Source organism: Maribacter sp., from assembly GCF_039968975.1.
In the GTDB taxonomy this organism is placed as follows: Bacteria; Bacteroidota; Bacteroidia; order Flavobacteriales; family Flavobacteriaceae; genus Maribacter.
This window is the reverse complement of record NZ_JBDVOT010000216.1, coordinates 1-24712: the sequence shown is the minus strand read 5'-3', so window position 1 is coordinate 24712 and position 24712 is coordinate 1. Positions and strand designations below refer to the sequence as shown.

General features: G+C 34.2%; 24 protein-coding genes and 1 tRNA gene. 16 read left to right on the top strand and 9 right to left on the bottom strand.

The window, feature by feature from the left end:
* Positions 1-153 precede the first annotated feature (153 nt).
* From ABJI11_RS14445 to ABJI11_RS14435, 3 genes are all read left to right on the top strand, one after another.
* Positions 154-855: a FadR/GntR family transcriptional regulator gene (locus ABJI11_RS14445; RefSeq protein ID WP_348353677.1), complete on the top strand. Its 702-nt coding sequence runs from the start codon at positions 154-156 to the stop codon at positions 853-855.
* 91 nt (positions 856-946) lie between these two features.
* Positions 947-2227 (top strand): Nramp family divalent metal transporter, encoded by a 1281-nt coding sequence (locus ABJI11_RS14440; RefSeq protein ID WP_348353675.1) that lies wholly within the window; start codon positions 947-949, stop codon positions 2225-2227.
* A 96-nt stretch (positions 2228-2323) separates the two neighbouring features.
* Positions 2324-2398, top strand: a tRNA-Val gene (locus ABJI11_RS14435).
* Between the two features lie 15 nt (positions 2399-2413).
* Here the strand turns inward: ABJI11_RS14435 and murF are convergent.
* The gene (gene murF / locus ABJI11_RS14430; RefSeq protein WP_348353672.1) at positions 2414-3691 is read right to left on the bottom strand and encodes a UDP-N-acetylmuramoyl-tripeptide--D-alanyl-D-alanine ligase; all 1278 of its coding nucleotides are present in this window, start codon (positions 3689-3691) and stop codon (positions 2414-2416) included.
* Positions 3692-3754: 63 nt separating this feature from the next.
* Positions 3755-5422: a gliding motility lipoprotein GldJ gene (gene gldJ, locus ABJI11_RS14425; RefSeq protein WP_036156380.1), complete on the bottom strand. Its 1668-nt coding sequence runs from the start codon at positions 5420-5422 to the stop codon at positions 3755-3757.
* Positions 5423-5860: 438 nt separating this feature from the next.
* Between gldJ and porV the strand changes: the two genes are divergently transcribed.
* From porV to ABJI11_RS14380, 9 genes are all read left to right on the top strand, one after another.
* Positions 5861-7009 (top strand): type IX secretion system outer membrane channel protein PorV, encoded by a 1149-nt coding sequence (porV, locus tag ABJI11_RS14420; protein WP_348353669.1) that lies wholly within the window; start codon positions 5861-5863, stop codon positions 7007-7009.
* A gap of 126 nt (positions 7010-7135) precedes the next feature.
* A complete protein-coding gene (cdd, locus tag ABJI11_RS14415) occupies positions 7136-7621 on the top strand; it encodes a cytidine deaminase (protein ID WP_348353693.1) in 486 nt (161 codons plus the stop codon).
* A gap of 188 nt (positions 7622-7809) precedes the next feature.
* Complete coding sequence (gene pdhA, locus ABJI11_RS14410; RefSeq protein WP_348353667.1) at positions 7810-8808, top strand: pyruvate dehydrogenase (acetyl-transferring) E1 component subunit alpha; 999 nt, start codon at positions 7810-7812, stop codon at positions 8806-8808.
* Between the two features lie 4 nt (positions 8809-8812).
* Positions 8813-10453: a 2-oxo acid dehydrogenase subunit E2 gene (locus tag ABJI11_RS14405; RefSeq protein ID WP_348353664.1), complete on the top strand. Its 1641-nt coding sequence runs from the start codon at positions 8813-8815 to the stop codon at positions 10451-10453.
* Positions 10454-10539: 86 nt separating this feature from the next.
* Positions 10540-11577 carry a M28 family peptidase gene (locus ABJI11_RS14400; RefSeq protein ID WP_348353661.1) on the top strand — a complete coding sequence of 346 codons (1038 nt, stop codon included), beginning with the start codon at positions 10540-10542 and terminating at the stop codon, positions 11575-11577.
* Positions 11577-12257, top strand: coding sequence for an SDR family oxidoreductase (locus tag ABJI11_RS14395; RefSeq protein WP_348353658.1), 681 nt, complete (start codon positions 11577-11579; stop codon positions 12255-12257). The genes ABJI11_RS14400 and ABJI11_RS14395 overlap by 1 nt, the downstream gene beginning before the upstream one ends.
* A 2-nt stretch (positions 12258-12259) precedes the next feature.
* Complete coding sequence (locus ABJI11_RS14390; RefSeq protein ID WP_276494615.1) at positions 12260-12862, top strand: SprT-like domain-containing protein; 603 nt, start codon at positions 12260-12262, stop codon at positions 12860-12862.
* 1 nt (position 12863) lies between these two features.
* Positions 12864-13943: a mannose-1-phosphate guanylyltransferase gene (locus ABJI11_RS14385; RefSeq protein WP_348353655.1), complete on the top strand. Its 1080-nt coding sequence runs from the start codon at positions 12864-12866 to the stop codon at positions 13941-13943.
* A 2-nt stretch (positions 13944-13945) separates the two neighbouring features.
* Positions 13946-15415, top strand: a complete 1470-nt coding sequence (locus tag ABJI11_RS14380) for a DUF389 domain-containing protein (RefSeq protein ID WP_348353652.1) — start codon at positions 13946-13948, stop codon at positions 15413-15415.
* Here ABJI11_RS14380 and ABJI11_RS14375 read toward each other — a convergent pair.
* The gene (locus tag ABJI11_RS14375) at positions 15412-16179 is read right to left on the bottom strand and encodes an ATP-binding cassette domain-containing protein (RefSeq protein WP_276494612.1); all 768 of its coding nucleotides are present in this window, start codon (positions 16177-16179) and stop codon (positions 15412-15414) included. The genes ABJI11_RS14380 and ABJI11_RS14375 overlap by 4 nt on opposite strands.
* Positions 16179-16916 (bottom strand): ABC transporter permease, encoded by a 738-nt coding sequence (locus ABJI11_RS14370; protein WP_276494611.1) that lies wholly within the window; start codon positions 16914-16916, stop codon positions 16179-16181. The genes ABJI11_RS14375 and ABJI11_RS14370 overlap by 1 nt, the downstream gene beginning before the upstream one ends.
* A 111-nt stretch (positions 16917-17027) precedes the next feature.
* On the opposite strand from ABJI11_RS14370, the gene pafA reads away from it, so the two are divergent.
* Both pafA and murI read left to right on the top strand, forming a co-directional pair.
* The gene (pafA, locus tag ABJI11_RS14365) at positions 17028-18701 is read left to right on the top strand and encodes an alkaline phosphatase PafA (protein WP_348353648.1); all 1674 of its coding nucleotides are present in this window, start codon (positions 17028-17030) and stop codon (positions 18699-18701) included.
* Between the two features lies 1 nt (position 18702).
* A complete protein-coding gene (gene murI / locus ABJI11_RS14360) occupies positions 18703-19491 on the top strand; it encodes a glutamate racemase (protein ID WP_348353645.1) in 789 nt (262 codons plus the stop codon).
* On the opposite strand, the gene ABJI11_RS14355 is transcribed toward murI, so the two are convergent.
* Both ABJI11_RS14355 and ABJI11_RS14350 read right to left on the bottom strand, forming a co-directional pair.
* Entirely contained in the window at positions 19478-19978 is a 501-nt protein-coding gene (locus tag ABJI11_RS14355; RefSeq protein ID WP_348353690.1) for a dihydrofolate reductase, read from the bottom strand. The genes murI and ABJI11_RS14355 overlap by 14 nt on opposite strands.
* Positions 19979-19989: 11 nt before the next feature.
* Positions 19990-20391 carry a 2TM domain-containing protein gene (locus ABJI11_RS14350; RefSeq protein WP_348353642.1) on the bottom strand — a complete coding sequence of 134 codons (402 nt, stop codon included), beginning with the start codon at positions 20389-20391 and terminating at the stop codon, positions 19990-19992.
* A gap of 54 nt (positions 20392-20445) precedes the next feature.
* On the opposite strand from ABJI11_RS14350, the gene ABJI11_RS14345 reads away from it, so the two are divergent.
* Positions 20446-21531, top strand: coding sequence for an aminotransferase class V-fold PLP-dependent enzyme (locus ABJI11_RS14345; RefSeq protein ID WP_348353640.1), 1086 nt, complete (start codon positions 20446-20448; stop codon positions 21529-21531).
* Positions 21532-21679: 148 nt separating this feature from the next.
* Complete coding sequence (locus ABJI11_RS14340) at positions 21680-21976, top strand: isoamylase early set domain-containing protein (protein WP_348353638.1); 297 nt, start codon at positions 21680-21682, stop codon at positions 21974-21976.
* 72 nt (positions 21977-22048) lie between these two features.
* On the opposite strand, the gene egtD is transcribed toward ABJI11_RS14340, so the two are convergent.
* The 3 genes from egtD to thyA form a co-directional block, all read right to left on the bottom strand.
* Positions 22049-23017 carry an L-histidine N(alpha)-methyltransferase gene (gene egtD, locus ABJI11_RS14335; protein ID WP_348353635.1) on the bottom strand — a complete coding sequence of 323 codons (969 nt, stop codon included), beginning with the start codon at positions 23015-23017 and terminating at the stop codon, positions 22049-22051.
* Between the two features lie 16 nt (positions 23018-23033).
* On the bottom strand, positions 23034-24194 hold the full coding sequence (egtB, locus tag ABJI11_RS14330; protein ID WP_348353633.1) for an ergothioneine biosynthesis protein EgtB: 1161 nt from the start codon (positions 24192-24194) through the stop codon (positions 23034-23036).
* Between the two features lie 71 nt (positions 24195-24265).
* Positions 24266-24712: thymidylate synthase (gene thyA / locus ABJI11_RS14325; RefSeq protein WP_348353630.1), on the bottom strand; the 447-nt coding region annotated here is incomplete at its 5' end.

The following is a 24712-nucleotide window of genomic DNA, read 5'->3' as shown; positions in this document are numbered from 1 at the left end:
TACCGGCCTTTTTTAAGGCTGGTAAATTTTATGACAAACCACTGATTAATAGAGTTTAAATGTTGGGATTATAATTTCTGATAATAATAGATTGAGAATTACAATTTTTGACAAGTTAATTTCCATAACGATTTTCCTTAAAACAAGTTATATATGAAATTAGAAATCCTCACAAGGACTGAAAATCAAGAAATACACAATGAAATAATAGTACAGCTTAGAGATTTAATGAATAATAAAAATCTTGAGCCTGGTGATAAATTACCGTCAGAAAGAATGCTCTCAGATAAATTTGGCGTAAGTAGAAGTAGTGTTAGGGAGGCTATTCAAAAATTAGAGTTTTATGGTATTTTAATATCTAAGCCGCAAAGCGGAACTTTTGTGGCAGATATTGGTCAGGTAGCCATGAACGGAATGGTAAATGATATTTTAAGATTAGATGAACCAGATTTCAAATCTTTAGTAGAAACGAGAATTTTATTGGAGCTTAAAACTGTAAGATTAGCTGCTAGAAGAAGAACAGATGACGATTTAAAATTAATGAAAAGTGCTTTGGATGCTTACCGTGCAAAGGTTGAAAATGGTGAGGATGCGGTTCAGGAAGATTTATTGTTTCATTTGGCAATAGCACGGGCTAGTGGCAATAGTACAATGAACACTTTTATGTTAATAATAACTCCAGAAATACTAACCAATTTTGAAAAGTATCATGTTTGTGATAAAAATATGGCACTAAGAGGAATACAAGAACACCAAGATGTTTTTGATGCGATAAAAAACCAAGATCCTCAATTGGCAAAATCAAAAATGAAAGTGCATTTTAAGAACTTATACCAGTATTGTTATAACATTTAAATTAATCTGAATAATTCCATTCTTATTAATTTAATTCTATATTTAAACACTGTTACCTTAATTTTCTTTTCATTAATAACCCACCTAAAGAATGAGCAAAATAGATAATTCAGCCAATCGATCAATTTGGAAGAAAATACTGGCTTTAGTATTAGCATTTGGTCCTGGTATTTTTGCTATTGGTTATACTATTGGTACAGGAAGTGTTACGTCAATGATTGTGGCAGGTAGCACATATGGTATGCAGTTATTATGGGTGTTACTCTTAAGCTGTGTTTTTTCTGGGCTATTAATGTATGCATACGGAAATTTTGCTTTGGTTACCGGTGAAACCGCTTTATACGCATTTAAGAAGCATTTAAAATGGGGAAAGTTGATCGCTATTTTAATAATTCTAGGAATCTCTTTTGGTCAGTGGAACTCATTAATGGGAATTCTAGGGATTTCTGCAAATATTATTTACGAGATATTTCTTATATATTTTCCTAGTTTGGTAGATGCTAAATATGAAGCCGTATTGATTATAGCTATTTCTGTAATTGTTATATTTTATGGATTGTTATTGGTAGGTAAGTATACCTTTTTTGAAAAGATTCTAGTCATATTTGTTACTATAATGGGGCTTTCGTTCATTATTTCTCTTTTTATGGTATATCCATTACCAATCGAAGTTGTAAAGGGGTTAGTGCCAACAATACCAAAGGTTGAAGGTGGACAAATGATGGTCGCGGCATTCGTGGGTACCACTATGGCGGCAGCAACTTTTCTATCTAGACCCCTATTTGTAAAAGGAAAAGGATGGACGATTAAAAATCGTAGACAACAGAAGAACGATGCTGTTATAGCGGCAACACTTGTGTTTTTTATAAGTGCATCGGTAATGGCTGTAGCCTGTGGTGCTTTATTTCATCAAGGCCAACCAGTAACCAAGGTATTGGATATGGTGAATACTTTAGAACCTGTAGCAGGTAAATTTGCGCTAACACTCTTCTTTTTTGGTACTTTAAGTGCCGGTTTGTCGTCTATATTTCCTTGTTTGTTAATTGCACCCATATTATTGGCGGATTATCAATCTGGAGAATTAGATACAAATTCAAAACAGTTTAGAATAATAACCGCAATAGCATCATTGTTTGCATTGATCGTACCAATATATGGTGCTAATCCCATTCAAATGCAAATACTGTCACAAGTATTTAATGTATTTGTTTTACCATTGGTGATATTGGGAATTATTCTTCTCATCAATAACAAAAAATTGATGACCAAGTACAAAGCAGGCATATGGTTAAATTTAGGTTTGTTCGCAGCTCTTTTCTTTTCTTGTGTAATTTCCTATAATGGAATAGTAGCCCTATTAGATTATTTTTAAACTTCAGATAGTTCAGGTGTCACTTTTCAATTTATCAAATCATTATTAAAATAAGATTAATAGTATCTTTGTCCCCTTATAAAAAATCTAAAAAAGGGGATATTAGCTCAGTTGGTTTAGAGCGCTGCCTTGACAGGGCAGAGGTCACCGGTTCGAATCCAGTATATCCCACAAGTTTTTGTTAGATTAGATCAAATCTAGTACACGCTCTAAAGCCATACCTCTAGAGCCTTTTACCAATAAACTTGAATTTGGTTTTAGTTTACTTTCTTTAAGATAATTTTTTAAATCATTAAAGTTTTTCAGCTTTGTTGATTTAGTAATTGTTCTATTAAAATTTTCACCAACTAATATTACTCTTTCAAAATTTAGTTCTAAGGCTAAATCTGCGATGTTTTGATGTTCCTCCTTAGCTGAATCTCCTAGTTCAAACATATCTCCGAGAATCAAAACTTTTTGATCCTTTTTTAAGGATTCAAAGTTTTCTAATGCCACTTTCATACTAGAAGGGTTAGCGTTATAGGCATCAAGAATAATGTAGTGTCCATTTTTATTTATTATCTGAGATCTATTGTTATCAGGTGTATAGCTTTCAATTGCACTTTTTGTTTTGTTCAATTTCACATTGAAAAATTTTCCAATAATTATAGCGGCGCAACAGTTCGTAAAATTATAAGTTCCAATTAGGTTAGATTTTATAATTGTTTCTTCAACTTCGATTGTAACAAACGGTTGAGCTTCAACTAGCGAAATATTATAATATTTAGAGTTTTTTGTGCTAAAGCCATATTTTTTGGTGTAGGTAGAAAGTTTATCTAATTGTATGGCATCATCGGCATTCAGAAAAACTGATTTTTTATGACTAGTTAAATAGTCATATAATTCGCTTTTGCCTTTTATTACGCCTTCAACACCTCCAAAGCCTTCTAAATGGGCTTTGCCAAAATTGGTGATGTATCCATAGTCTGGTTCGGCAATTGTACACAAAAATTCTATTTCTTTTAAATGATTTGCGCCTATTTCTACTATGGCAATCTCAGTATCTTGTTGGATTCTTAATAGGGTTAACGGTACACCAATATGATTGTTTAAATTACCTATAGTGGCTATTGTCCTATAGCTTGTGCTTACTACGGCATTTATTAATTCTTTGGTAGTCGTTTTTCCATTACTACCCGTAAGGCTAATCACTTCAGCTTTAGATTGCTTTCTGTGAAAGTTGGCCAATTGTTGTAATGTTGTTAATACATCATCTACAATAATTGTTCTTTGGTCAATGAAGAATTCTGCCTCATCTATAATAACCAAACTTGCTCCACTGTCTAGAGCTTTTTGGGCATAAGTGTTTCCGTTGAAATTTTCTCCTTTCAATGCAAAGAAAATATCATTTTTTTTAATTTTTCTAGTATCTGTACTTACTGAAGGGTTTGCTAGGAAAGCAGAGTGTAATTCTTGAATATTCATAAAATCGAAGATAAAAAAAAGCCCCTTAAATAAGGAGCTTTTTTTAATTCGTCAGGAGAAAAATTATTTAGCTTTCTTTCCTCTAACTGTTTTGTTTTTTGTTTTTGATTTTGAACCAACTCTTGACATTGCACATCTAAAGCCGATATAATCAGTAGCCATATATTGTGGCAAGTATCTTCTTTGTGCTGGATCTAACCAGTAAGCTCTATCTCTCCAAGAACCACCTTTGTAAACTCTTACTTCATCATTGATTAATGTAGTTCTATTGTTTGAAGAGTCATATCCTTTAACAAGATTTCCTAATGAATCTCTCTCAACAGAATGCTTAGGAGAGTTATACATTTTTTTGCTTTCATCTTCTTCTTCACCGTCGTTAAACCTATCATAGAATCTTGAAGAACCAGCATCCCCGTCTCTATATCCTCTGTTATCACTAGAAGAGAAGTTCGTTCTTAAATAAGTTTCTTCTTCATCAACAGGTACCATTTTAATTTCACCCGGTAAGTTTACGGCAACAACTTTTCCGTTTGGTAATGTGTCATACACTATAGAGTCTCTAAGAATGTTTACCTTACCATCTTCGCCAATTGCAGTTTTCATATAAATATTACCTCTGTAATAGTTGAAATCACTTACTTCATCGTCAACTATCGGTCGGTAAACATCGGCAACCCATTCGGCTACGTTACCAGCCATATCGTAAAGACCTAAATCGTTTGGCTTGTAAGACATAACTTGAGCGGTAATATCGGCACCATCGTCTGACCAACCTGCAATTCCGCCATAATCACCTTTACCTTGTTTAAAGTTGGCTAATTGATCACCTCTACCTACACGTTGTCCGTTACGAGTGTAATCACCTTCCCAAGGGTATTTTTTTCTACCTCTATAATTGTTGTATTCTCTTTGTCCAACTTGAGCTTGTGCAGCATATTCCCACTCAGTTTCAGTAGGTAATCTATACTCTGGCATAATGATACCACTACTTCTTTTTGCGAAAGCAGCTGTACTGTCTTTTTTCATTTTTCCTTGTAGAGAATCAATTTGACCATTATATACTGATTCTGGTCTGTTCAAATAGGCCTCAGTACTAAAAGTACCTTGAACTTCTCCGGTTGCAGCTTGATATTTTGCATCTTCAGATAAGTAACCTTCTCTTTCAAGCATAACTTCGTTTACACGGTCAGTTCTCCATTCTGCAAATTGAGTAGCCTGAATCCAATTTACACCTACTACAGGGTATTCTGCATATGCTGGGTGTCTCAGATAATTATTGGTCATTGTTTCATTAAAGCCTAATCTGTTTCTCCATACCAAGGTATCTGGTAAAGCACCTACATAAATGTTAGTGTACTTTGGATTTTCTGGAGGATAAACACTCTTTAGATAATCCAAGTATTCCAAGTACATTACATTGGTAACCTCAGTTTCATCCATATAAAAGGATTGTACATGTTGTGCGGTCGGAGTATTGTTCCAATCATGCATTACATCATCTTGTACTTTACCTTTAGTAAATGTTCCACCTTCAACAAATACCAATCCAGGAGCGGTTTCTTGCTCTTTAAAGTCGGTATTGTATTGAAAACCACCTTCCTTGGCATTTATCTTCCAACCTGTAGCTCTAGACGTATTTTTTCCAGAAGAGGATTTAGAACAGCTACTTACTGTAAAACCTCCTACTAATACCGTGCATGAGAGTACAACTTTTATTAAATGTTTTTTCATAATTAGGACTTGAGTTCAATTTTCATATACTATAGTAGTTTGGTAGCTAATGTATATGATACTGTAATTTCTTTTAATTTGTTTGTCACTTTCGCTCAATAGAACGGTGTTTTTATGAGATTATTTTATAATTGAAAATAATTTTAAAAACTCATAACGAATTGTCGATGAATTTAGGCTCACTTAAATAGGTAAACGCTTAAAACTATTAATTAGTATGGTTTTAACTAATTCTTTTAGAAACTGTATTTAACTGTGATTTTTCTAATTTAAAAAGGTGAAGGAGTCTTTATTCATGTTCTTAAGATAAAATGTTGCAAAAAACTTAAGATTCATGCAAGATAACGGGAAAATGTGCGTTTACATGTAAAATATAGGAGCTCGAAATAGTGTAATCACTATATTTCACCTTTAAAAAATTTAAAGAACTATTCTAAAATGAGAAAAATTTCAATAATTTTCTTTGTATTTATTATCGGTAAGGTTTTTGCACAAGATGACCAACGTGTTATAACCACAGCAGTGCCTTTTCTTACTATTGCAGCGGATGCAAGATCAGCAGGTATGGGTGACATGGGTGTGGCAACGTCTACAGATGCTTTTTCTCAACAGTGGAATCCCGCTAAATTTGCTTTTGCAGAACAACAAATGGGTATTGGTGTAAGTTACACTCCTTATTTAGAGAGTATAATTACTGATATTTCATTGTTGAACGCTAGTTTTTATAATAAGCTGGATGATCAGAGTGCATTTGCCGTTAGTTTAAGATATTTTACATTAGGTGAAATTGAATTAAGACAATTTGCTAATGATCCAGGTACGATAGCAAAACCAAACGAATTAGCCTTAGACGGTTCTTATTCATTAAAATTAAGTCCAACTTTCTCAATGGCAGTTGGCGGTAGGTATATTAGATCTAACTTGAAATTACCACAGAATGGAACTGAGGATTCTCAGGCTGCAGGTTCATTCGCTGTAGATGTAGCCGGTTACTACAGGTCACGTGAAATAGCTTATAATAATTTTGATGGTAGATGGAGAGGTGGGTTTAATCTTTCTAATATTGGGGGTAAAATTCAATATGATGAAGGAGGTCAAGAAAACTTTTTACCTAGTAAGTTAAGTGTTGGTGGTGGTTTTGATTTTATTTTAGATCAAGACAATGTAATCGGTATAACTACAGAATTCACAAAACTACTAGTGCCTACACCTCAAGATTTTGACAATGATGGTGATGTAGATTCAGCTGACAATGATATTTATCAAAATGAAAGTGGATTCAGTGGTATATTTAATTCTTTTACTGATGCGCCAGATGGTTTTAGTGAAGAGTTAAAAGAGTTTACTTGGGCTTTAGGGGCAGAGTATACATATCAAGATGCCTTTATGCTTAGAACAGGTTATTTTAATGAAAGTGAAGAGAAAGGGTCTAGAAAGTTTTTTACTCTTGGTGCAGGTTTTAAATTTAAAGCAGCACAGGTGGATTTATCATATTTATTCTCAACTTCTCAAGTAAGAAATCCTTTAGAAAATACATTACGTTTTTCTCTTACCTTTAATTTAGGAGAAGAGTATTATAATGATTAGTAAATATTGATAACTGTAGAAAAAAACCTGCTTAATGCAGGTTTTTTTATGCCTCTACTTTTTTTAAGTTCAATTATTATTAGCATCAGATATATATTTGTAGATTGAAAACAAAATGATAATATGATTAGCCAAAAGAAAATAAGCTTTGATATTACAGTGTATGATTCGTTTAACGAACTAAATAATGATAATCAGAATTTAATGTCGGCAGCTGTAAAAGCTAGGAATAGGGCTTATGCTCCGTATTCCAGTTTTAATGTTGGAGCATCTGTTTTATTAGAGAATGGTGAGATTATAGAAGGTAATAATCAAGAAAATGCATCATATCCATCTGGGTTGTGTGCAGAACGAGTGGCGGTTTTTTATGCAGGTGCAAAATATCCGGGCATGAAAATTAAGGCGATTGCTATAACTGCGGCATCCATAAATCATGAAGTAAGTGAACCTGCGGCACCATGTGGTAATTGTAGACAGGCAATTTCTGAGTACGAATTTAGACAGCATGAACCTATTAAGATTCTATTAATGGGAGAGACAGGTAGTATAATAGAATGCAATTCTTTGGCGGATTTATTGCCACTTGGCTTTAATAGTAGTTTTTTAAATTAAGAAAACCTGTAAAAAGTATTGTAAATAAACACGTTATATGCTTTATTTGTTAAGCATATAATTTCTGGATGGATTTGCTACTATTATTTTTATCGATTCATTTATATGTGTATTTTTGCTTTTCTTGGATACCTAGGTCATATTATCTCGGTTGTCTTATAAAAATATTAAACCTTTAGTTAAAATTGATGAAAAAAATCACCAAGGAAACGTATTTAAAGTGGTATGCAGACATGCTGTTTTGGAGAAAGTTTGAGGATAAATTGGCTGCTGTATATATTCAGCAAAAGGTAAGAGGGTTTTTACATTTGTATAATGGGCAAGAAGCTGTTTTGGCTGGTGCTCTTCATGCAATGGATTTAACCAAGGATCGTATGATTACTGCCTATAGAAACCACGTTCAACCAATTGGTATGGGTGTTGACCCTAAGATGGTTATGGCTGAACTTTATGGCAAGGTAACAGGTACTTCTAAAGGTATGGGTGGGTCCATGCATATCTTTTCTAAAGAACATCGCTTTCATGGAGGTCACGGTATAGTTGGAGGGCAGATTCCTCTAGGTGCTGGTATGGCTTTTGGTGATAAATATGCGGGTAGAGATAACGTTACCTTGTGTTATATGGGTGATGGTGCTGTAAGACAAGGGTCTTTGCATGAGACTTTTAACTTGGCCATGTTATGGCAATTGCCAGTTGTTTTTATTTGTGAAAATAACGGTTATGCTATGGGAACTTCGGTAGAAAGAACATCTTTTTCTACAGAAATTTGGAAGCTAGGTTTAGGTTATGAGATGCCTTGTGGACCAGTAGATGGTATGAACCCTGTAACTGTAGCGCAAGAAATGAGTAAGGCTATAGAAAGAGCACGTAGTGGTGGCGGACCAACTTTCCTTGAAATGAAGACTTATAGATATAGAGGTCATTCAATGTCAGATGCCCAGCATTACAGAACTAAAGATGAGGTTGAAGAATACAAGAAGATTGATCCAATTACTCAGGTTTTGGATATAATCAAAGAAAATAATTATGCAACTGAAGAAGAAATCAAGGATATTGACAAGAATGTCAAGGTCATGGTTAAGGAATGTGAGAAGTTTGCAGAAGAATCAGATTATCCACCGGTAAACCAACTATATGATATGGTTTACGAACAAGAGGATTTTCCATTTGTTCAACATAAATTATAATTAGATGGCTATAGTAGTAAACATGCCCCGCTTAAGTGATACCATGGAAGAAGGTACCGTAGCTAAATGGTTAAAAAGCGTTGGCGATAAAATAGAAGAAGGAGATATATTGGCAGAAATCGAAACTGATAAAGCGACGATGGAATTCGAATCTTTCAATGAAGGTACTTTGTTACACATTGGTGTTCAAGAAGGAGATACTGCGCCTGTTGATGTTCTTTTAGCAATTATTGGTGACGAGGGTGAAGATATTTCTGCATTAATTAGTGGCGGTGGTGCATCGTCATCGACAGAGGAGTCAGCTGAAGAAACTGTTGTCGAAGATTCTTCTGATGCTAGTGAAGAGCAAGGTTCTGGTGAAATTCCTGAGGGGGTTGAAATCGTAAAGATGCCTCGTTTAAGTGATACCATGGAAGAAGGTACTGTGGCTAGTTGGTTAAAGAAAGTTGGTGATGATGTTGAGGAAGGAGATATTCTTGCTGAGATAGAAACCGATAAAGCTACAATGGAATTTGAGTCTTTTTACAATGGTAAATTATTATACATAGGTATACAAGAAGGCGAATCTTCTCCAGTAGATGCAGTTTTGGCTGTCATTGGTCCTGAAGGAACGGATGTAGATGCTGTTTTGAGCAATAAGTCGGGTGGAAGCAAAAAGAGTTCTGCGACTGAAGCTAAAAAAGAAGAGGAAAAACCTGCTGAAAAAGCTGAGAAAAAAGAAGTTTCTAAATCTGCAAGTAACGGTGAACGTATTTTTGCGTCTCCATTGGCTAAAAAAATAGCAGCTGATAAAGGTATTGATTTGGCTAATGTTTCCGGTTCTGGAGATAATGGTAGAATCACTAAAAAAGATATAGAGAATTATACACCAAGTGTGGCTGCGGATCCTGTTGCTTCAACAGCTGTAAAAGCAGATAATGCTATTGCTTCTCAACCGATCTCTATGGCTTTGCCATCTGGTGAAGAGGGTACTGAAGAGGTTAAGAATTCTAATATGCGTAAGGCTATTGCCAAAGCATTGGGTAATTCTAAATTTAACGCACCACATTTCTATCTTACGATTGAGGTAGATATGGATAACGCAAAAGCTTCACGTGCGCAAATAAATAGCTTGCCTGATACTAAAGTATCATTTAATGATATGGTGTTGAAAGCTTGTGCAATGGCCCTAAAAAAGCATCCACAAGTAAATACTACTTGGAGTGCCGATACTACCATATTCCATAAGCATATTCATATGGGTGTTGCTGTAGCGGTAGATGAGGGTCTAGTTGTACCAGTTGTAAAACATGCTGATCTATTGGGCTTAACACAAATAGGTAGTGCTGTAAAAGATTTAGCTGGTAAAGCTAGAAACAAGAAAATTGCTCCGTCAGAAATGCAGGGTAGTACATTTACCGTTTCTAATTTAGGTATGTTCGGTATTCTTGAGTTTACAAGTATTATCAATCAGCCAAATTCTGCTATACTTTCGGTAGGTGCAATTGTTGAGAAACCAGTTGTTAAAAATGGTGAAATTGTAGTAGGTAATACTATGAAATTGACGTTAGCTTGTGATCATAGAACAGTAGATGGTGCTGTAGGAGCACAATTCCTTCAGACATTAAGATATTTTGTTGAAAATCCTGTTACTATGTTAGCATAGAACATTGATTTTAAAATAGAATTAGAAAAGCATCCTTTCATCGGGATGCTTTTTTTTATCTTTATATTTTCAAATAAGATGAGATAATGAAACATATATATGTAGCTTTTTTTAGTTTTTTACTTTTAAGTTGTGGTAGCACAAAAGTTGATCAGTCTACGGTATTGAACCCCACAAATCCAAAAGGTGTAAAAGGTTCGGTTCTGCCTACATCGAAAGATGCTCCATTAGAAAGTGTAAAGTCAAAAGTATCTGCCAAGGCATCATCAATTGATATAGAAGCAACCATGACTTTCTTGACATCAGATGAATTGGAGGGAAGGGATACTGGTAGTGATGGAATTTCGAAAGCTGCAGATTTTATTCAAAATGTATTTAAGAACAATAATATTCTACCTTATTTTGAATCATATAAGGATACATTAGAAAATTATAGTGACGAGGTTGCTTATAATGTAGTAGGGTATTTGCCTGGTACGGATATAGAATTAAAAAATGAGTTTGTTATTATTGGTGCACATTATGACCATATTGGTTTAATAAGTGGAAACGGAGATGATACTATAGCAAATGGAGCTAATGACAATGCATCAGGTACTACTGCGGTTTTAGAATTTGCTAAATACTTTGGTAGACAAAAAAACAATAAAAGAAGTATAATATTCACCCTTTTTACAGCAGAAGAAAAAGGATTGGTAGGCTCTAAGCATTTGGCTAAAAAATTAAAAGATCAAAATATTGATTTGTATACGATGCTAAATTTTGAAATGGTTGGTGTGCCAATGCAAGACAAAGATCATAGTTTGTATTTAACTGGTTTTGAATTATCTAATCTAGCCGAAATCAGTAATGGCTATGCTGACAAAAAATTGGTAGGATTTCTTCCAAAGGCAAAAGAATTTAATTTATTTAGACGTTCAGATAATGCGCCATTCCATGATGAATTTAATGTGCCGTCACAAACCTATAGTTCATTTGATTTTACCAACTTTGGAGAGTACCATAAAGTAGGCGATGAAGCATCATTGATAGATTATGATTTTATGGCTAAAATTGTAAATGAATCTGTGCCAATGCTAGAAGGTATTGTTAATGCACCGGCAAAAGAAGTAAAGTATAACTAATGGAGTACATCATTGTAACTGGTACTAGTAGGGGAATAGGGTTTGAGCTAAGCAAATTATTAGCTGACGCCGGATATATGGTTTTAGCCCTATCTAGGAATGAAGAGCCAATTAAGAATCTTAATCATAAAAATATTGAAACATTTTCTTTTGATGTTTCGGCTAAAGAAAGTAGAGGTGGACTTTCTAAGTTTTTAAAAGATAAAAATGCTAAAGTTTCAACACTTATAAATAACGCGGGTAAACTTATTAATAAGCCATTTCTAGAATTAACGGAAGAGGAATTTAAAGCGGTATATGATGTAAATGTATTTGGTGTAGCTGCTATGACAAGACTGGTTATTCCGTTCATGAATAAAACTGGGCATGTATTAACTATAAGTTCTATGGGTGGTATTCAGGGTAGTGCTAAGTTTCCAGGGCTTTCAGCCTACAGTTCAAGTAAAGGAGCGGTGTTGACGTTAACAGAATTACTTGCAGAAGAATTTAAGGAAACAGGTCCGTCATTTAACGCTTTGGCTTTAGGTGCCGTTCAAACAGAAATGTTAGAAGAAGCATTCCCAGGTTATGAAGCTCCTGTAAGTGCAAAAGAAATGGCAGAGTATGTAATGGATTTCGCTTTAAAAGGGCAGAAAATGTATAACGGTAAAATTTTGCAGGTTAGTAGTAGTACACCATAATAATGCAGCAAACATTAGCTAAATATCTTCCAGAATTAGCGGTTAGTCCTTGTTTTGAACTAATTAAGGATAGTCAGGTGCATTTAAAAATTGTTAATGAGAGGGTGACTAGGCATGGAGACTATAGAAGAAGAAAAGATGGTAATCATCAAATTACGGTAAACGCTTCTTTAAATAAATACAGATTCTTAATTACTTTAATACATGAAATAGCTCATTTGATAGCATTTGAGAAGTATGGGCGCAATATTAAGCCGCATGGCTTAGAATGGAAAAAAACATTTCAATATTTAATGCTTCCATTTATTAGGCCAGAGATATTTCCGTCTCAACTATTGCCATTATTAGCTAGACATTTTAAAAACCCTAAAGCAAGTAGTAGTACTGACGCTCAGTTATCTATTGCTTTAAAGCAATTCGATGAACAACAATCGGAAAAAACTTACGTTTACGAATTACCAATAGGGTGCGTTTTTCGCATCTATAATGGAAAATTATTTAAAAAAGGAAATAAACGAACCAAGCGTTATGAGTGTATAGAAATATCTACAGGAAGGATGTTTTTATTTCAACCAAATGCTGAAGTAGAATTAATAAAAAGCTGACATGAATAAAAATTATTATGCCGTTTTAATGGCAGGAGGAGTGGGGTCAAGATTCTGGCCAATAAGTACAAGTGAAAATCCAAAACAATTTCATGATATGTTGGGTACAGGTGATACCCTTATTCAGAAAACGTTTCAAAGGTTAAATAAATTTGTACCTACCGAGAATATTTTAATTCTTACCAATGAACGTTATAATGATTTAGTGTTAGAGCAATTGCCAATGGTGAAGCAAGAACAGGTAGTTCTTGAACCGGCAATGAGAAATACAGCACCTTGTATTTTATATGCTGCTATGAAAATTCAGAAAATGAATGAAGATGCAGTTATGATTGTAGCACCAAGTGATCATTGGATTGAAGATGAGGATGCCTTTGCAAAAGATGTAACGGCATGTTTTAAAAAGTGTGAAACAGAAGATGTTTTATGTACATTAGGTATTAAGCCTTCTTTTCCTAATACAGGGTTTGGTTATATAGAGTCTAATAAAGCAGATACAGCATCAATTAAAAAAGTAAATCAGTTTAGGGAAAAACCTGATTATGAAACTGCCAAAGATTTTCTTGCTCAAGGTAATTTCTTGTGGAATGCAGGAATTTTTATGTGGAGTGCAAAAACTATTGTCAATGCATTTCAAAATTTTCAACCTAAACAATATGCGTTATTCAGAGATGGTTTAGTATGCTATAATACAGACGATGAAAAGAAATTTATCTCTGAGAACTATCCAAAGGCTGAAAATATTTCTATTGATTACGCAATCTTGGAAAACTCAAAAGCTATCTACGTTAAAGAAGCTACTTTTGATTGGAATGATTTAGGTACTTGGGGTTCATTATATGATAAGTTGGATAAAGATGAAAACAAAAATGCTATTGTAAATGCGAAAGTATTAACGCAAGACGCTAGTGGTAACATGATAAGGTCCAAAGCCGGTAAAGTTGTAGTTGTAGATGGATTAAATGATTACATCATAGTTGATAAAGATGAAGTGCTTTTAATTTATCCTAAAACTAAAGAGCAAGATATTAAACAAGTTTTAAATAAGGTAAAAGATACCTTTGGTGATGAATTCGCTTAAATATGGAGAACAATCTTAATCAAGATAATATTACCCCTACTAGTAATGAAGGTGGAGGTAGTGAAGAAGTAAAAAAAGATTTTCAAGGTCTTTTAGGTAGTGTAAAAAAGTTTCTTTCTGAGCTATTGGATATTAGAGCCAATACAGATCAGCAAGCAACAAAAGAAGCTATCATTGCCGATATACCTTTTAAGGGGCATACTTCTTGGATTTTGATTTGTTCTATTTTTATTGCATCCATTGGTCTTAATGCCAATTCTACAGCTGTAGTAATTGGTGCCATGTTAATATCGCCACTAATGGGGCCTATTTTAGGAATAGGGATGTCTGTGGCAATCAATGATATAGATACTTTAAAAAGGTCATTAAAGAACTTTGCGGTAATGGTGGTACTCAGTGTCATTACCGCATATTTATTCTATCGCTTTTTTCCTTTAAGGGATGAATCTTCAGAGCTTTTAGCAAGAACTGAACCAGATATTAGAGATGTTTTGATAGCATTTTTTGGTGGTTTGGCATTGGTAATAGCCCGTGCTAAAAAAGGTACCATAGCCAGTGTTATTTTTGGTGTTGCAATTGCAACGGCATTAATGCCGCCTCTATGTACCGTGGGGTTTGGTTTGGCTATTGGAAACCCGGCCTATGCTAGGGGGGCAATGTACCTGTTTATTATCAACACAATTTTTATTGCCTTGGCAACCTTTTTAGTGATAAAGCTCTTGAAATTCCCTATGGTTCGTTACGTGAATTCACAACGACGAAAATTAATAGCTAGGTTAGCTTCTTTGTTAGCTGTTTTAGTAATGATACCTGCAGGATTTACATTTTATAGCGTGTTTAAAAAATCTTTGTTCAATAGAGATGCAGAATCTTTTATTACAGAAAAAATAGAACCATATCAATTTACAGGCGAAGGTAAATTTTTGAGAGATTTTAGTGAGGTAGCTTATGATGATAATGGCAATTCTAAAATTGAATTGTTCTTTATGGGTAACGAAGGTATTCCTGAAAATGTAATTGCCACATGGCGTACGCAAATGGCAGATTATAAACAGCTAAATGGTACTGAGCTAGCAGTTGTTCAAGGTTCTAGAAGTGATGAGGCAAATGAACTTAAATATGTAAATGAGTTATATGAATCTCAGAAAAGTATATTGACCAGTAAAGATGAGAAAATACAGGTTCTAGAAACTGAGTTAATGCGTCTCAATCAAATTTCATCAAATCAAATTCCATTTCAAGAAATTAGTCTTGAAGCAAAGACCAATTATGAAAATTTAGATCGAATAGGCTATGCGTATTTAATTTCCACAGATTTTACAAAGACAGATAGTATTCCTTTATTTGAAGTAACCTGGAAAAAGGAAGCTAAGAGAGCTGAAACCGTTAAGGATATGGCTAAACTACAAGAATGGCTGAGACTTAGATTGAATAATGATAAAATTCAAATAAAGGAAATGCCTAAAGACTAATTTTGTTCTTGTATATACATTTGGCGTACCTTCTTGAAAAGGTCAGATGAATACACAAAATTAGTTACGGCTTCATTATCGGTTTTAAAGATTTCGTTCTTAGTACCTTCCCATTCTAAAAGTCCGTCCTTTAGGAATATAATTTTTTCCCCAATTTGCATTACAGAGTTCATGTCATGCGTATTTATGACCGTGGTAATATTGTATTCTTCGGTAATTTCTTTGATCAGATCATCAATGACAATCGCCGTTTTTGGATCTAAGCCAGAATTTGGTTCATCACAAAAAAGATATTTTGGATTCATAACTATTGCTCGTGCTATAGCTACACGTTTTTGCATACCACCAGAAATCTCCGATGGGAACTTATGATGGGCATCAATTAGTTTCACTCTTTTAAGAACGGCATCTACACGTTCTTTCATTTCAGATTTAGATTGCTTGGTAAACATCTCTAAAGGAAACATGACATTGCCTTCCACAGTCATACTATCAAAAAGGGCGCTACCTTGAAATACCATACCCATTTCTTGTCTTAAATCGCGCTTTTCATCATCGGTATGTTCAGAGTATAGTTTGCCATCGTAAGCAATACCACCTTCTTCTGGCTCAAAAAGACCTAGTAAACATTTTAGAAAAACGGTTTTACCGGATCCACTTTGTCCAATAACTAAATTTGTCTTTCCTTTTTCAAAAGTGGTGGTTATGCCCTTAAGAATATGAGCGTCGCCAAAAGATTTATGTATGTCTCGTACCTCTATCATTATCCTAGTAAAAGTTGAGTTAAAATATAATTAAGAATGATAATTACAACACTCGTCCAAACGAATGAAGTTGTACTTGCTTTACCCACTTCTAGTGCTCCGCCTTTCATATAGAAACCATGAAAAGAAGGAATAGTAGCAATAACAAAGGCAAAAATTAAGGTTTTTACGAATGCGTATGCAATATGAAAAGGAACAAAATCTGATTGTAGTCCGGTAATAAAATCTTCACTGGTCAAAAATCCTCCAAATACTCCGGCCATCCATCCACCAAATATTCCTACATACATAGAAATTGCAATGGCAAAAGGATAGAATAACATGGCAATAATTTTAGGAAATACTAAATAGTTCAATGAATTTACACCCATGACCTCTAAAGCATCTATTTGCTCTGTAACACGCATTGTACCAATACTAGAGGTAATGTAGGATCCTACTTTACCTGCCATTATAATAGAAACGAAAGTTGGTGCAAACTCTAAAATAACCGACTGGCGCGTTGCAAAACCGATGAGGTCTCTTGGTATTAACGGGTTGGTAAGGTTAAGTGCTGTTTGTATGGCTACAACGGCACCAATAAAAAAGGAAATAAAAATAATAATACCTAATGAGCTAAAAATCAACTCATCTATTTCCTTGAGTATAAGTGACTTCATTATTCTCCATTTGGTTGGTTTTTTGAAAACCTCACGGATCATAATTGCATAGCTTCCTACAGATGCTAAATAGTTCATTTATTAAAAATAAAATTCTTACGGTAAAAATAACAATAAAGGACTTGATTTAACCTCCGTTTAATCTTTAAAGGTGTAAATTATTTACATTTGTGCTACAATCCTATCTCAATGAAAATGAAAAATTATTTTGTTGCTTCTTTGTTTGTAAGCACGATGTTATTTGTAAGCGTTTTAAGCGCTCAAAAGAAAAATAAGGAAAATACCAATGACAATCTTTTAAGGGTCAAGCCTAAATTGGTCGTGGGTATTGTAGTGGATCAAATGCGTTATGATTATTTAACTCGTTTTTATGATCATTTTGGTAATGATGGTTTTAAAAGGCTTGTTGAGCAAGGTTTTAATTGTAAGAATAATCATTTCAACTACGCCCCAACAAGTACAGGACCTGGGCATACATCTGTGTATACTGGTACTACGCCTGCAGTACATGGTATTATTGGTAACAATTGGTATGATAAGGAAACAAATGCAAGTGTATACTGTGCAAGTGATGATACTTTTACTTCTGTTGGTACCACTGCAGATACCGGTAAAATGTCCCCTCATCGTATGGGTGTTACTACCATAGCCGATGAAGTTCGTTTGAGTAACCAAATGAAAGGAAAAACTATTGCTATCGCCTTAAAAGATAGAGGTGCAGTATTGCCAGGTGGTCATACAGCTAATGCAGCATACTGGTTTCATGGTGCAGATGAAGGTAATTGGATAACAAGTTCATTTTATATGACGCAATTGCCTAAATGGGTAAATGATTTCAATTCATCTGGTACAGCGCAATCATATAAGAAAGTATGGAATACTTTAAAGGATATAAAAGAGTACGAAGAAAGTGGAACGGATAATAATTTATTTGAAGGAAAATTTGATGGAGAAACCACAACCTCATTTCCTCATAACCCTGCAGAACTTTTAGATAGGAATAAGAGTTTTGATATCATTAAGGCTACGCCTTATGGAAATTCATTAACGGCCGATTTTGCTATAGAAGCCTTGAAACAAGAAAATTTGGGTAAAGATGATATTACAGATTTTCTTGCCGTAAGTTTTTCTAGTACAGATTATGTTGGTCATATGTACGGAGTAAATTCTAAGGAAATTCAAGATACTTATCTAAGGTTAGATGCAGATTTAGAAAGATTGTTTAAAGCATTGGATAAGCAAGTAGGTGAAGGTGAGTATACCTTATTTTTAACCGCAGATCATGGCGCTGTTGAAGTACCAACTTATTTGAAGAGTGAAAAAATACCATCTGGTTATATAGATACGGCTGCAAATAAGAAGAGACTGAACGAGTTTTTACAGTATAAATATGGTACCGAAGATATCATTAAGAACTATTCTAATAATCAAATATTCTTAGATCATAAAATTGTAAAAAATCTAGATCTTAGTTTGGCAGAAGTTCAAGTGGAAATAGCACATGAAGTTTTAGGTTATGATGCTATTGATAGAGTGTATACGGCAAATCAAATGTGGAGTAATGACTACACTTCTGGTATTCCACATATTTTACAGAACGGTTATAATCAAAAGAGGTCTGGTGATGTATTGGTAGTTTTAAAACCAGGATATATTTCTTACAGTACTACAGGCTCTACTCATGGATCGCCTCAAATTTATGATACACATGCGCCATTGTTATTTTATGGAAAGGGCATAAAGTCAGGTTCAACGATTAATAGAACAGAGATTCCTGATATTGCACCAACCATTTCTGCATTGTTAGGTATATCTTTTCCTAATGGAACAACAGGTAAACCTATAACAGAGGTGATAAAATAATATGGATGATAAGCGTATAGGCATTTTTGATTCAGGTATTGGAGGAACATCTATTTGGGGGGAGATTCAAGAGCTTTTACCTTTTGAAGAATGTATTTATTTGGCAGATAGTAAGAATGCCCCATATGGTGAAAAACCGGCAGAACAAATATTGGCGCTTAGCATAAAGAATACAGAATACTTGTTAGGTCAAGGTTGTAAATTAATAGTCGTTGCCTGTAATACGGCAACGACAAATGCAATAGACTACTTAAGGTTAAATTATGATGTGCCTTTTATTGGTATAGAACCGGCTATAAAACCAGCTGCTATAAATACAAGGTCTAAAATAGTTGGGGTGCTAGCTACAAAAGGTACTTTGTCTAGTAGTTTGTTTCATAGTACTTCTAAAAATCACACGGAGGGTATCACTGTATTAGAACAGCGCGGCACTGGTCTGGTTGAAATGATAGAAAGCGGTAATCTGGATAGTGAAGATTTGTATCGTCTTTTAGAGAGTTACATTACGCCTATGCTTGAGAAGGGAATGGATTATCTTGTATTGGGCTGTACGCATTACCCATACTTAATACCGTTATTGAAAAAAATGTTGCCAGAGAACGTTACTATTATAGATTCTGGTCAGGCAGTGGCAAGACAAACGAAATCAGTGTTGGAGCATAATGACTTATTGACTAGTTCTGAAGTAATGGGCGCGCATCAATTCTTTACTAATGGTGACGAAAATGTGCTAGCCGCAATTTTACAATCGGTCAAAGCAAAACATTCAGTGGCCTTTAAAGATTTTTAAGAGCCATTTCTTTTTTTACATAAGTTAAATAGGTGAAAGATAGCTTATGCTTTTCATCTGTCGGGTGAAATTCTTGTTTCGTTAGCATCCAATAATTCTCGTCTATATCAGGGAAGAACGTATCGGCATCTTCAAAAGAACCATGAACTCTGGTAAGCTCAATTTTGTCAGATTCCTTTTCACCTTGTTTATATATCTCTCCGCCACCAATTATAAATGCGATCTCATTGTCAACCAAATCTATGGCTTCGTCAAGAGAATGAACCACTATACATTCATCGAATTCTACAGTGTAGTCCTTGTCTCTTGTAATAATAATATGTGTTCTATTTGGTAGTGGCTTTGGAAAACTTTCATATGTTTTTCTACCCATAATAATTTTATGACCAGATGTTAGTTTTTTAAACCTTTTAAAATCATCTGGTAAATGCCAAAGTAAATCATTGTCTTTACCTAATGCATTATTTTCTGCGGCGGCGGCTATCATTATAAGTGTTCTCAAAGTAATTTTTTTTTAGGTTCTTCCTCAATTGATAACTGAGGTGTTATTTCCTGTTCAATTTCTTTCTCCATTTCGGCAATACGTTTCTTTTGTTTCTCTACCAATCTTTCTCGTTGAGCACGCTCCCAGTCGTTACCCATAAATTTGTTAGTGACAAAAACATTGAAAATATGAAGAACAAATAAAAAGCCCCAAAAGGTAATTGCCCAAACGAACCAATTATATTCTTGTCCGTATTTTAATATTTTATTGATTAGAACCAAGAAGACGCTACCAACCAAAAAGACTACAAAATGGGTGTAAAGACGTTTCTTTTGTTTCACTCTTTTTTGAGCGTTCTCCAACAGCTCATGCTGTTCTAAATCTAATTTGGAGGTATTTTTATTTCTAGAAAACATACTCTTCCTATCTTTGGTATAAAGATACAGCAATTGTAGTATACCCTATAACCAATGGAAAAAATTAGAAAAGAATTCCCCGTTTTACGAAAAGGTATTTATGCGAACACCGCAGTGTATGGTTTGCTATATGATTCGTTGTTAGAATGGCGACAAGAGCACGATTTAGATTTTTTGATAGATGGTAGCGACATGCGCGAACAATCTTTAAAGGTAATTTCAGATACACGTTCTACCGTTGGTAGGTTCTTTAATTGTAAACGAGAGAATGTTGCTCTGGTAAGTAATTTTTCATCAGGTCTAAATATTTTGTTAGAAGGATTGAGTGCAACTAAAAAAGTACTGCTTGTTAAAAATGATTATCCTTCCCTTAATTGGAGTTTTGAAAATAGAGATTTTGAAGTGTCTTATATAGAACAGACGACTGACTTAGAAGAGCGAATTAAAGAAGCGATAACAAACCAAAAAATTGATGTTCTAGCCTTGAGCCTGGTGCAGTGGTTAGACGGATTTGCAGTTAATTTAGATTTCTTGAAGGAATTAAAAAAGGAGAATCCAAATTTAATTATCATGGTAGATGGCACACAGTTTTGTGGTAGTACTAGTTTCAATTTTGATAATTCTGGAATTGACGTTCTAGGGGCAAGCGCGTATAAATGGCTATTGGCAGGTTATGGTAATGGTTTTATGTTGTTCTCAGATCAAGTTAAGAATGAATTTGCCATAAATAATATAGGTTTTAATGCGGCAGACGGTGATTTCGATAAAAAGAATGACATTAGGTTTGCCAAAAAGTTTGAACCTGGTCATTTATCATCATTGATTTTTGGAAGCTTGAAATATTCTATTGATTTTTTTGAAAGAATAGGGATGGATAAGATTACGGAACATAATCGCAAATTGGCGAAGAAAGCAAAATCTGAATTTGAAAAATTGGGATTGCTAACTGATGAGATTGTAAATAGAAAACAGCATAGTACCATTTTTAATATAAAGGCAGATAATGCTGTTTTTCAAAAATTAAAAGATAACGATGTTTTCTGTGCACAACGTGGTGATGGTGTACGTTTAAGTTTTCATTTCTATAATACGGAAGCAGAGATAGATGCCATTGTTAAAATTTTGAAAACAGATAGATAGCTATTCCTAATAAGATAATTTTGCACGAAAATATTTTGTAGTGTATCTATAAAAAGGGTAAATATTACGGATTTGATAAAAATGCCTTAAGTCTTGTAAATGAGTGTTTTATTGTGCTAGTTTTGCTTTAAATATTAAACTTAAGATCATGGCAATTGCAAAAAAATATTTAAAGACTAAGCCAGTATGTAAGGTTACTTTTACTGTGCCTACAGACGATGCAAAGAAAGTAGCTGTAGTAGGTGATTTCAATAATTGGAATGCTAAAAAAAGCGCACTAAAAAAACAAAAGAACGGTACCTTTAAAGGAACATTTGATCTTCCTAAAGAGAATTCTTTTGAGTTTAAATATATTGTTGATGGTGAATATATAAATGATGGTGAGGCTGATCGTTACCAATGGAATGATTTCGCTGGTTCTGAAAATGCTGTATTAGAATTGTAGAATAATTATACCAATATAAAAAGCCTGTTATTTTTAATAGCAGGCTTTTTTATGCAATTCATTGATGTAAAATCAAGACTTTTTAAACACACAATTTTTATATCCGTGTGCTTTAGATTCGTACTCGGTCGTCATTTTTAAGCCAGATTCATTGGCTAACCAAGAAATAATTTCATCATCATATTTTTGCGAAATTTCTGTGTGTATGGTTTCCCATTGGTTAAAATGGACGTCTAAATCTAATTTTTCAACTCGCACACGTTGTTCGGTTTTTGATACTAAATAGCTTTTTGCGGATCCCGTTTCTGGGTTGTAAACTTCCCAATGTAAAAATTGATCTAGGTCAAAATTTGCATTAAGTTCTGTATTTATTCTCGTAAGTACATTTTTGTTGAAGGCAGCGGTAACACCTTCTTGATCGTTGTAGGCGTCTAATATGGTCTGTGGATTTTTCTTTTGATCAAAACCCATAAAAAGTAAATCGTTGGGTTGCATTAGATTCTGAATTTTATTCATAAAACTAACTGCTTGATCGTGTTCTAAATTGCCAATATTAGATCCTAAGAATAATATGATTTTTCTATTCTTACGGTTATTAATTTCTTTTAGCGCTTCAAAGTAAGTGCCTTGAAAAGGTTGAACGTTAATTTTTGGTAGTTCTTTTTCAATGGAATTGTGAAGTTGGTTTAAGGCATTCTGGCTTATGTCTATAGGTACATATGTGAAATCTATATTCTTATCACTAAATTCCTTAAGTAGAATTTTAGTTTTTTTACCATCTCCTGCTCCAAGTTCAATTAAATCAAAAGATCCAAAACCGGTGAACAAATCAGTAATTTCTTCTTTGTTGTTTTTCAGTATTTCATACTCACAGTCAGTTAGATAGTACGAAGGCATAGCCATAATATCTTGAAAAAGTTTATCACCTTTTTTGTCGTAAAAATATTTTGAAGAGAGGTGTTTAGGAGAATCTGTCAATCCAGAATAAACTTCTTTTTCAAATTCAGTTGAAACAACTGGTACTATTTTAGTGTCTTGCATAATTAGTATGTCGTAATTATTTAGCTAACCTTATTCCGGTAAACTGCCATTTTAAGTCTGTTGGAAAAAAATTGCGATAAGTATGTCTTGCATGTTTATTAGGTGTGGCTATAGAACTTCCTCTAAGAACTTTTTGGTTGACCATGAACTTACCGTTGTATTCACCTAATGCACCATCTACTTTTTTATAGTTAGGGTAAGGTAGATAAGCGCTTTCTGTCCATTCCCATCGTTGTCCCCAATTAAAAAGATTTTGTGCAGCTTCCCATTCAAATTCAGTAGGTAGGCGAACTCCCTTGTATTGCGCAAAGGCAAATGCTTCAAAATAAGAAATATGGGTAACAGGAGCCTCTAAATCAACTTCTGTTAATCCGTTAAGGCTATAATAATGCCAGATTCCATCAATTTCATGCCAATATAACGGAGCATTTACTTGATTTTGCTGCACCCAGTCCCATCCGGCAGCATGCCAAAGGTCAAAACGTTTATATCCGTCAGATTTTATGAATTCAATATATTCTGCATTAGTAACTAGTTTGTTCGAGATTTGATAATCATGAAGGTATACTTTGTGTCGTCCTAATTCATTATCAAAGCAGAAGTCAGTAGAATCATGACCTATTTCATAAATACCTTCGCTCATAGAAATCCAATTTTGCGGGTATTTTTCAATAGTGAATTCTTGAAAACTATCAGAGTATTTTGGCAATAGTGGATTGTTGCCAAGAATATATTTGATATCGGTAAGTAGTAATTCCTGATGTTGTTTTTCGTGGTGAATTCCTATTTCAAGAATTTCTAGTAGTGTTGCGTCTTTGGAGGCTTCTAGCAATTTATGCATTGCTTTAGTCACATAGCTGCGGTATTCATAGACCTTTTTTACAGAGGGTCTTGAAAGGTTGCCACGATCGGCGCGCACCACACGTTTACCTACAGTTTCGTAGTAACTATTAAATACGAATGAAAAATCTTCATCAAACACCTGATAAGACTTATCGTAATTTTTTAGGATAAATTCTTCAAAAAACCAAGTAGTATGACCTAAGTGCCATTTTGGAGGAGAGACGTCTATGATAGGTTGTACCACATAATCTTCAATTTCAAGAGGTTTGCAAATAACCTCGGTATGCTCTCTAGTTTCTAGAAAGAAATCTATGAGCGTATCAGTACTTATCATGATAACAATTTTATTGAAAGATAAATAAAATTGAGTTACGGCGTTTAATCCGATAAATTTAGAAACTGATGCTAAACAGCTACTTTCCCTTTTATATGAGGATGTGGATTATAATCTTCTAATGTAAAATCTTCGAATTTAAAATTGAAAATATCTTTTACGTCAGGGTTTATTTTCATTTTTGGCAAAGCTCTAGGCTCTCTACTTAACTGTAGTTCAACCTGTTCCATATGGTTGTTGTATATATGTGCATCACCAAAAGTATGGATGAAATCGCCAGCTTCATAACCACAAACTTGTGCCATCATCATGGTGAACAATGCGTAAGAGGCTATATTAAATGGAACGCCTAAAAAGATATCTGCGCTGCGTTGGTATAATTGGCAAGACAATTTACCGTCTGCAATATAAAATTGAAAGAATGCATGACATGGCGGTAATGCAGCTTTACCGTTAGCTACATTCTCTGAAAAAGATTTGGAAGTATCTGGTAAAACGCTAGGGTTCCAAGCGGAAAC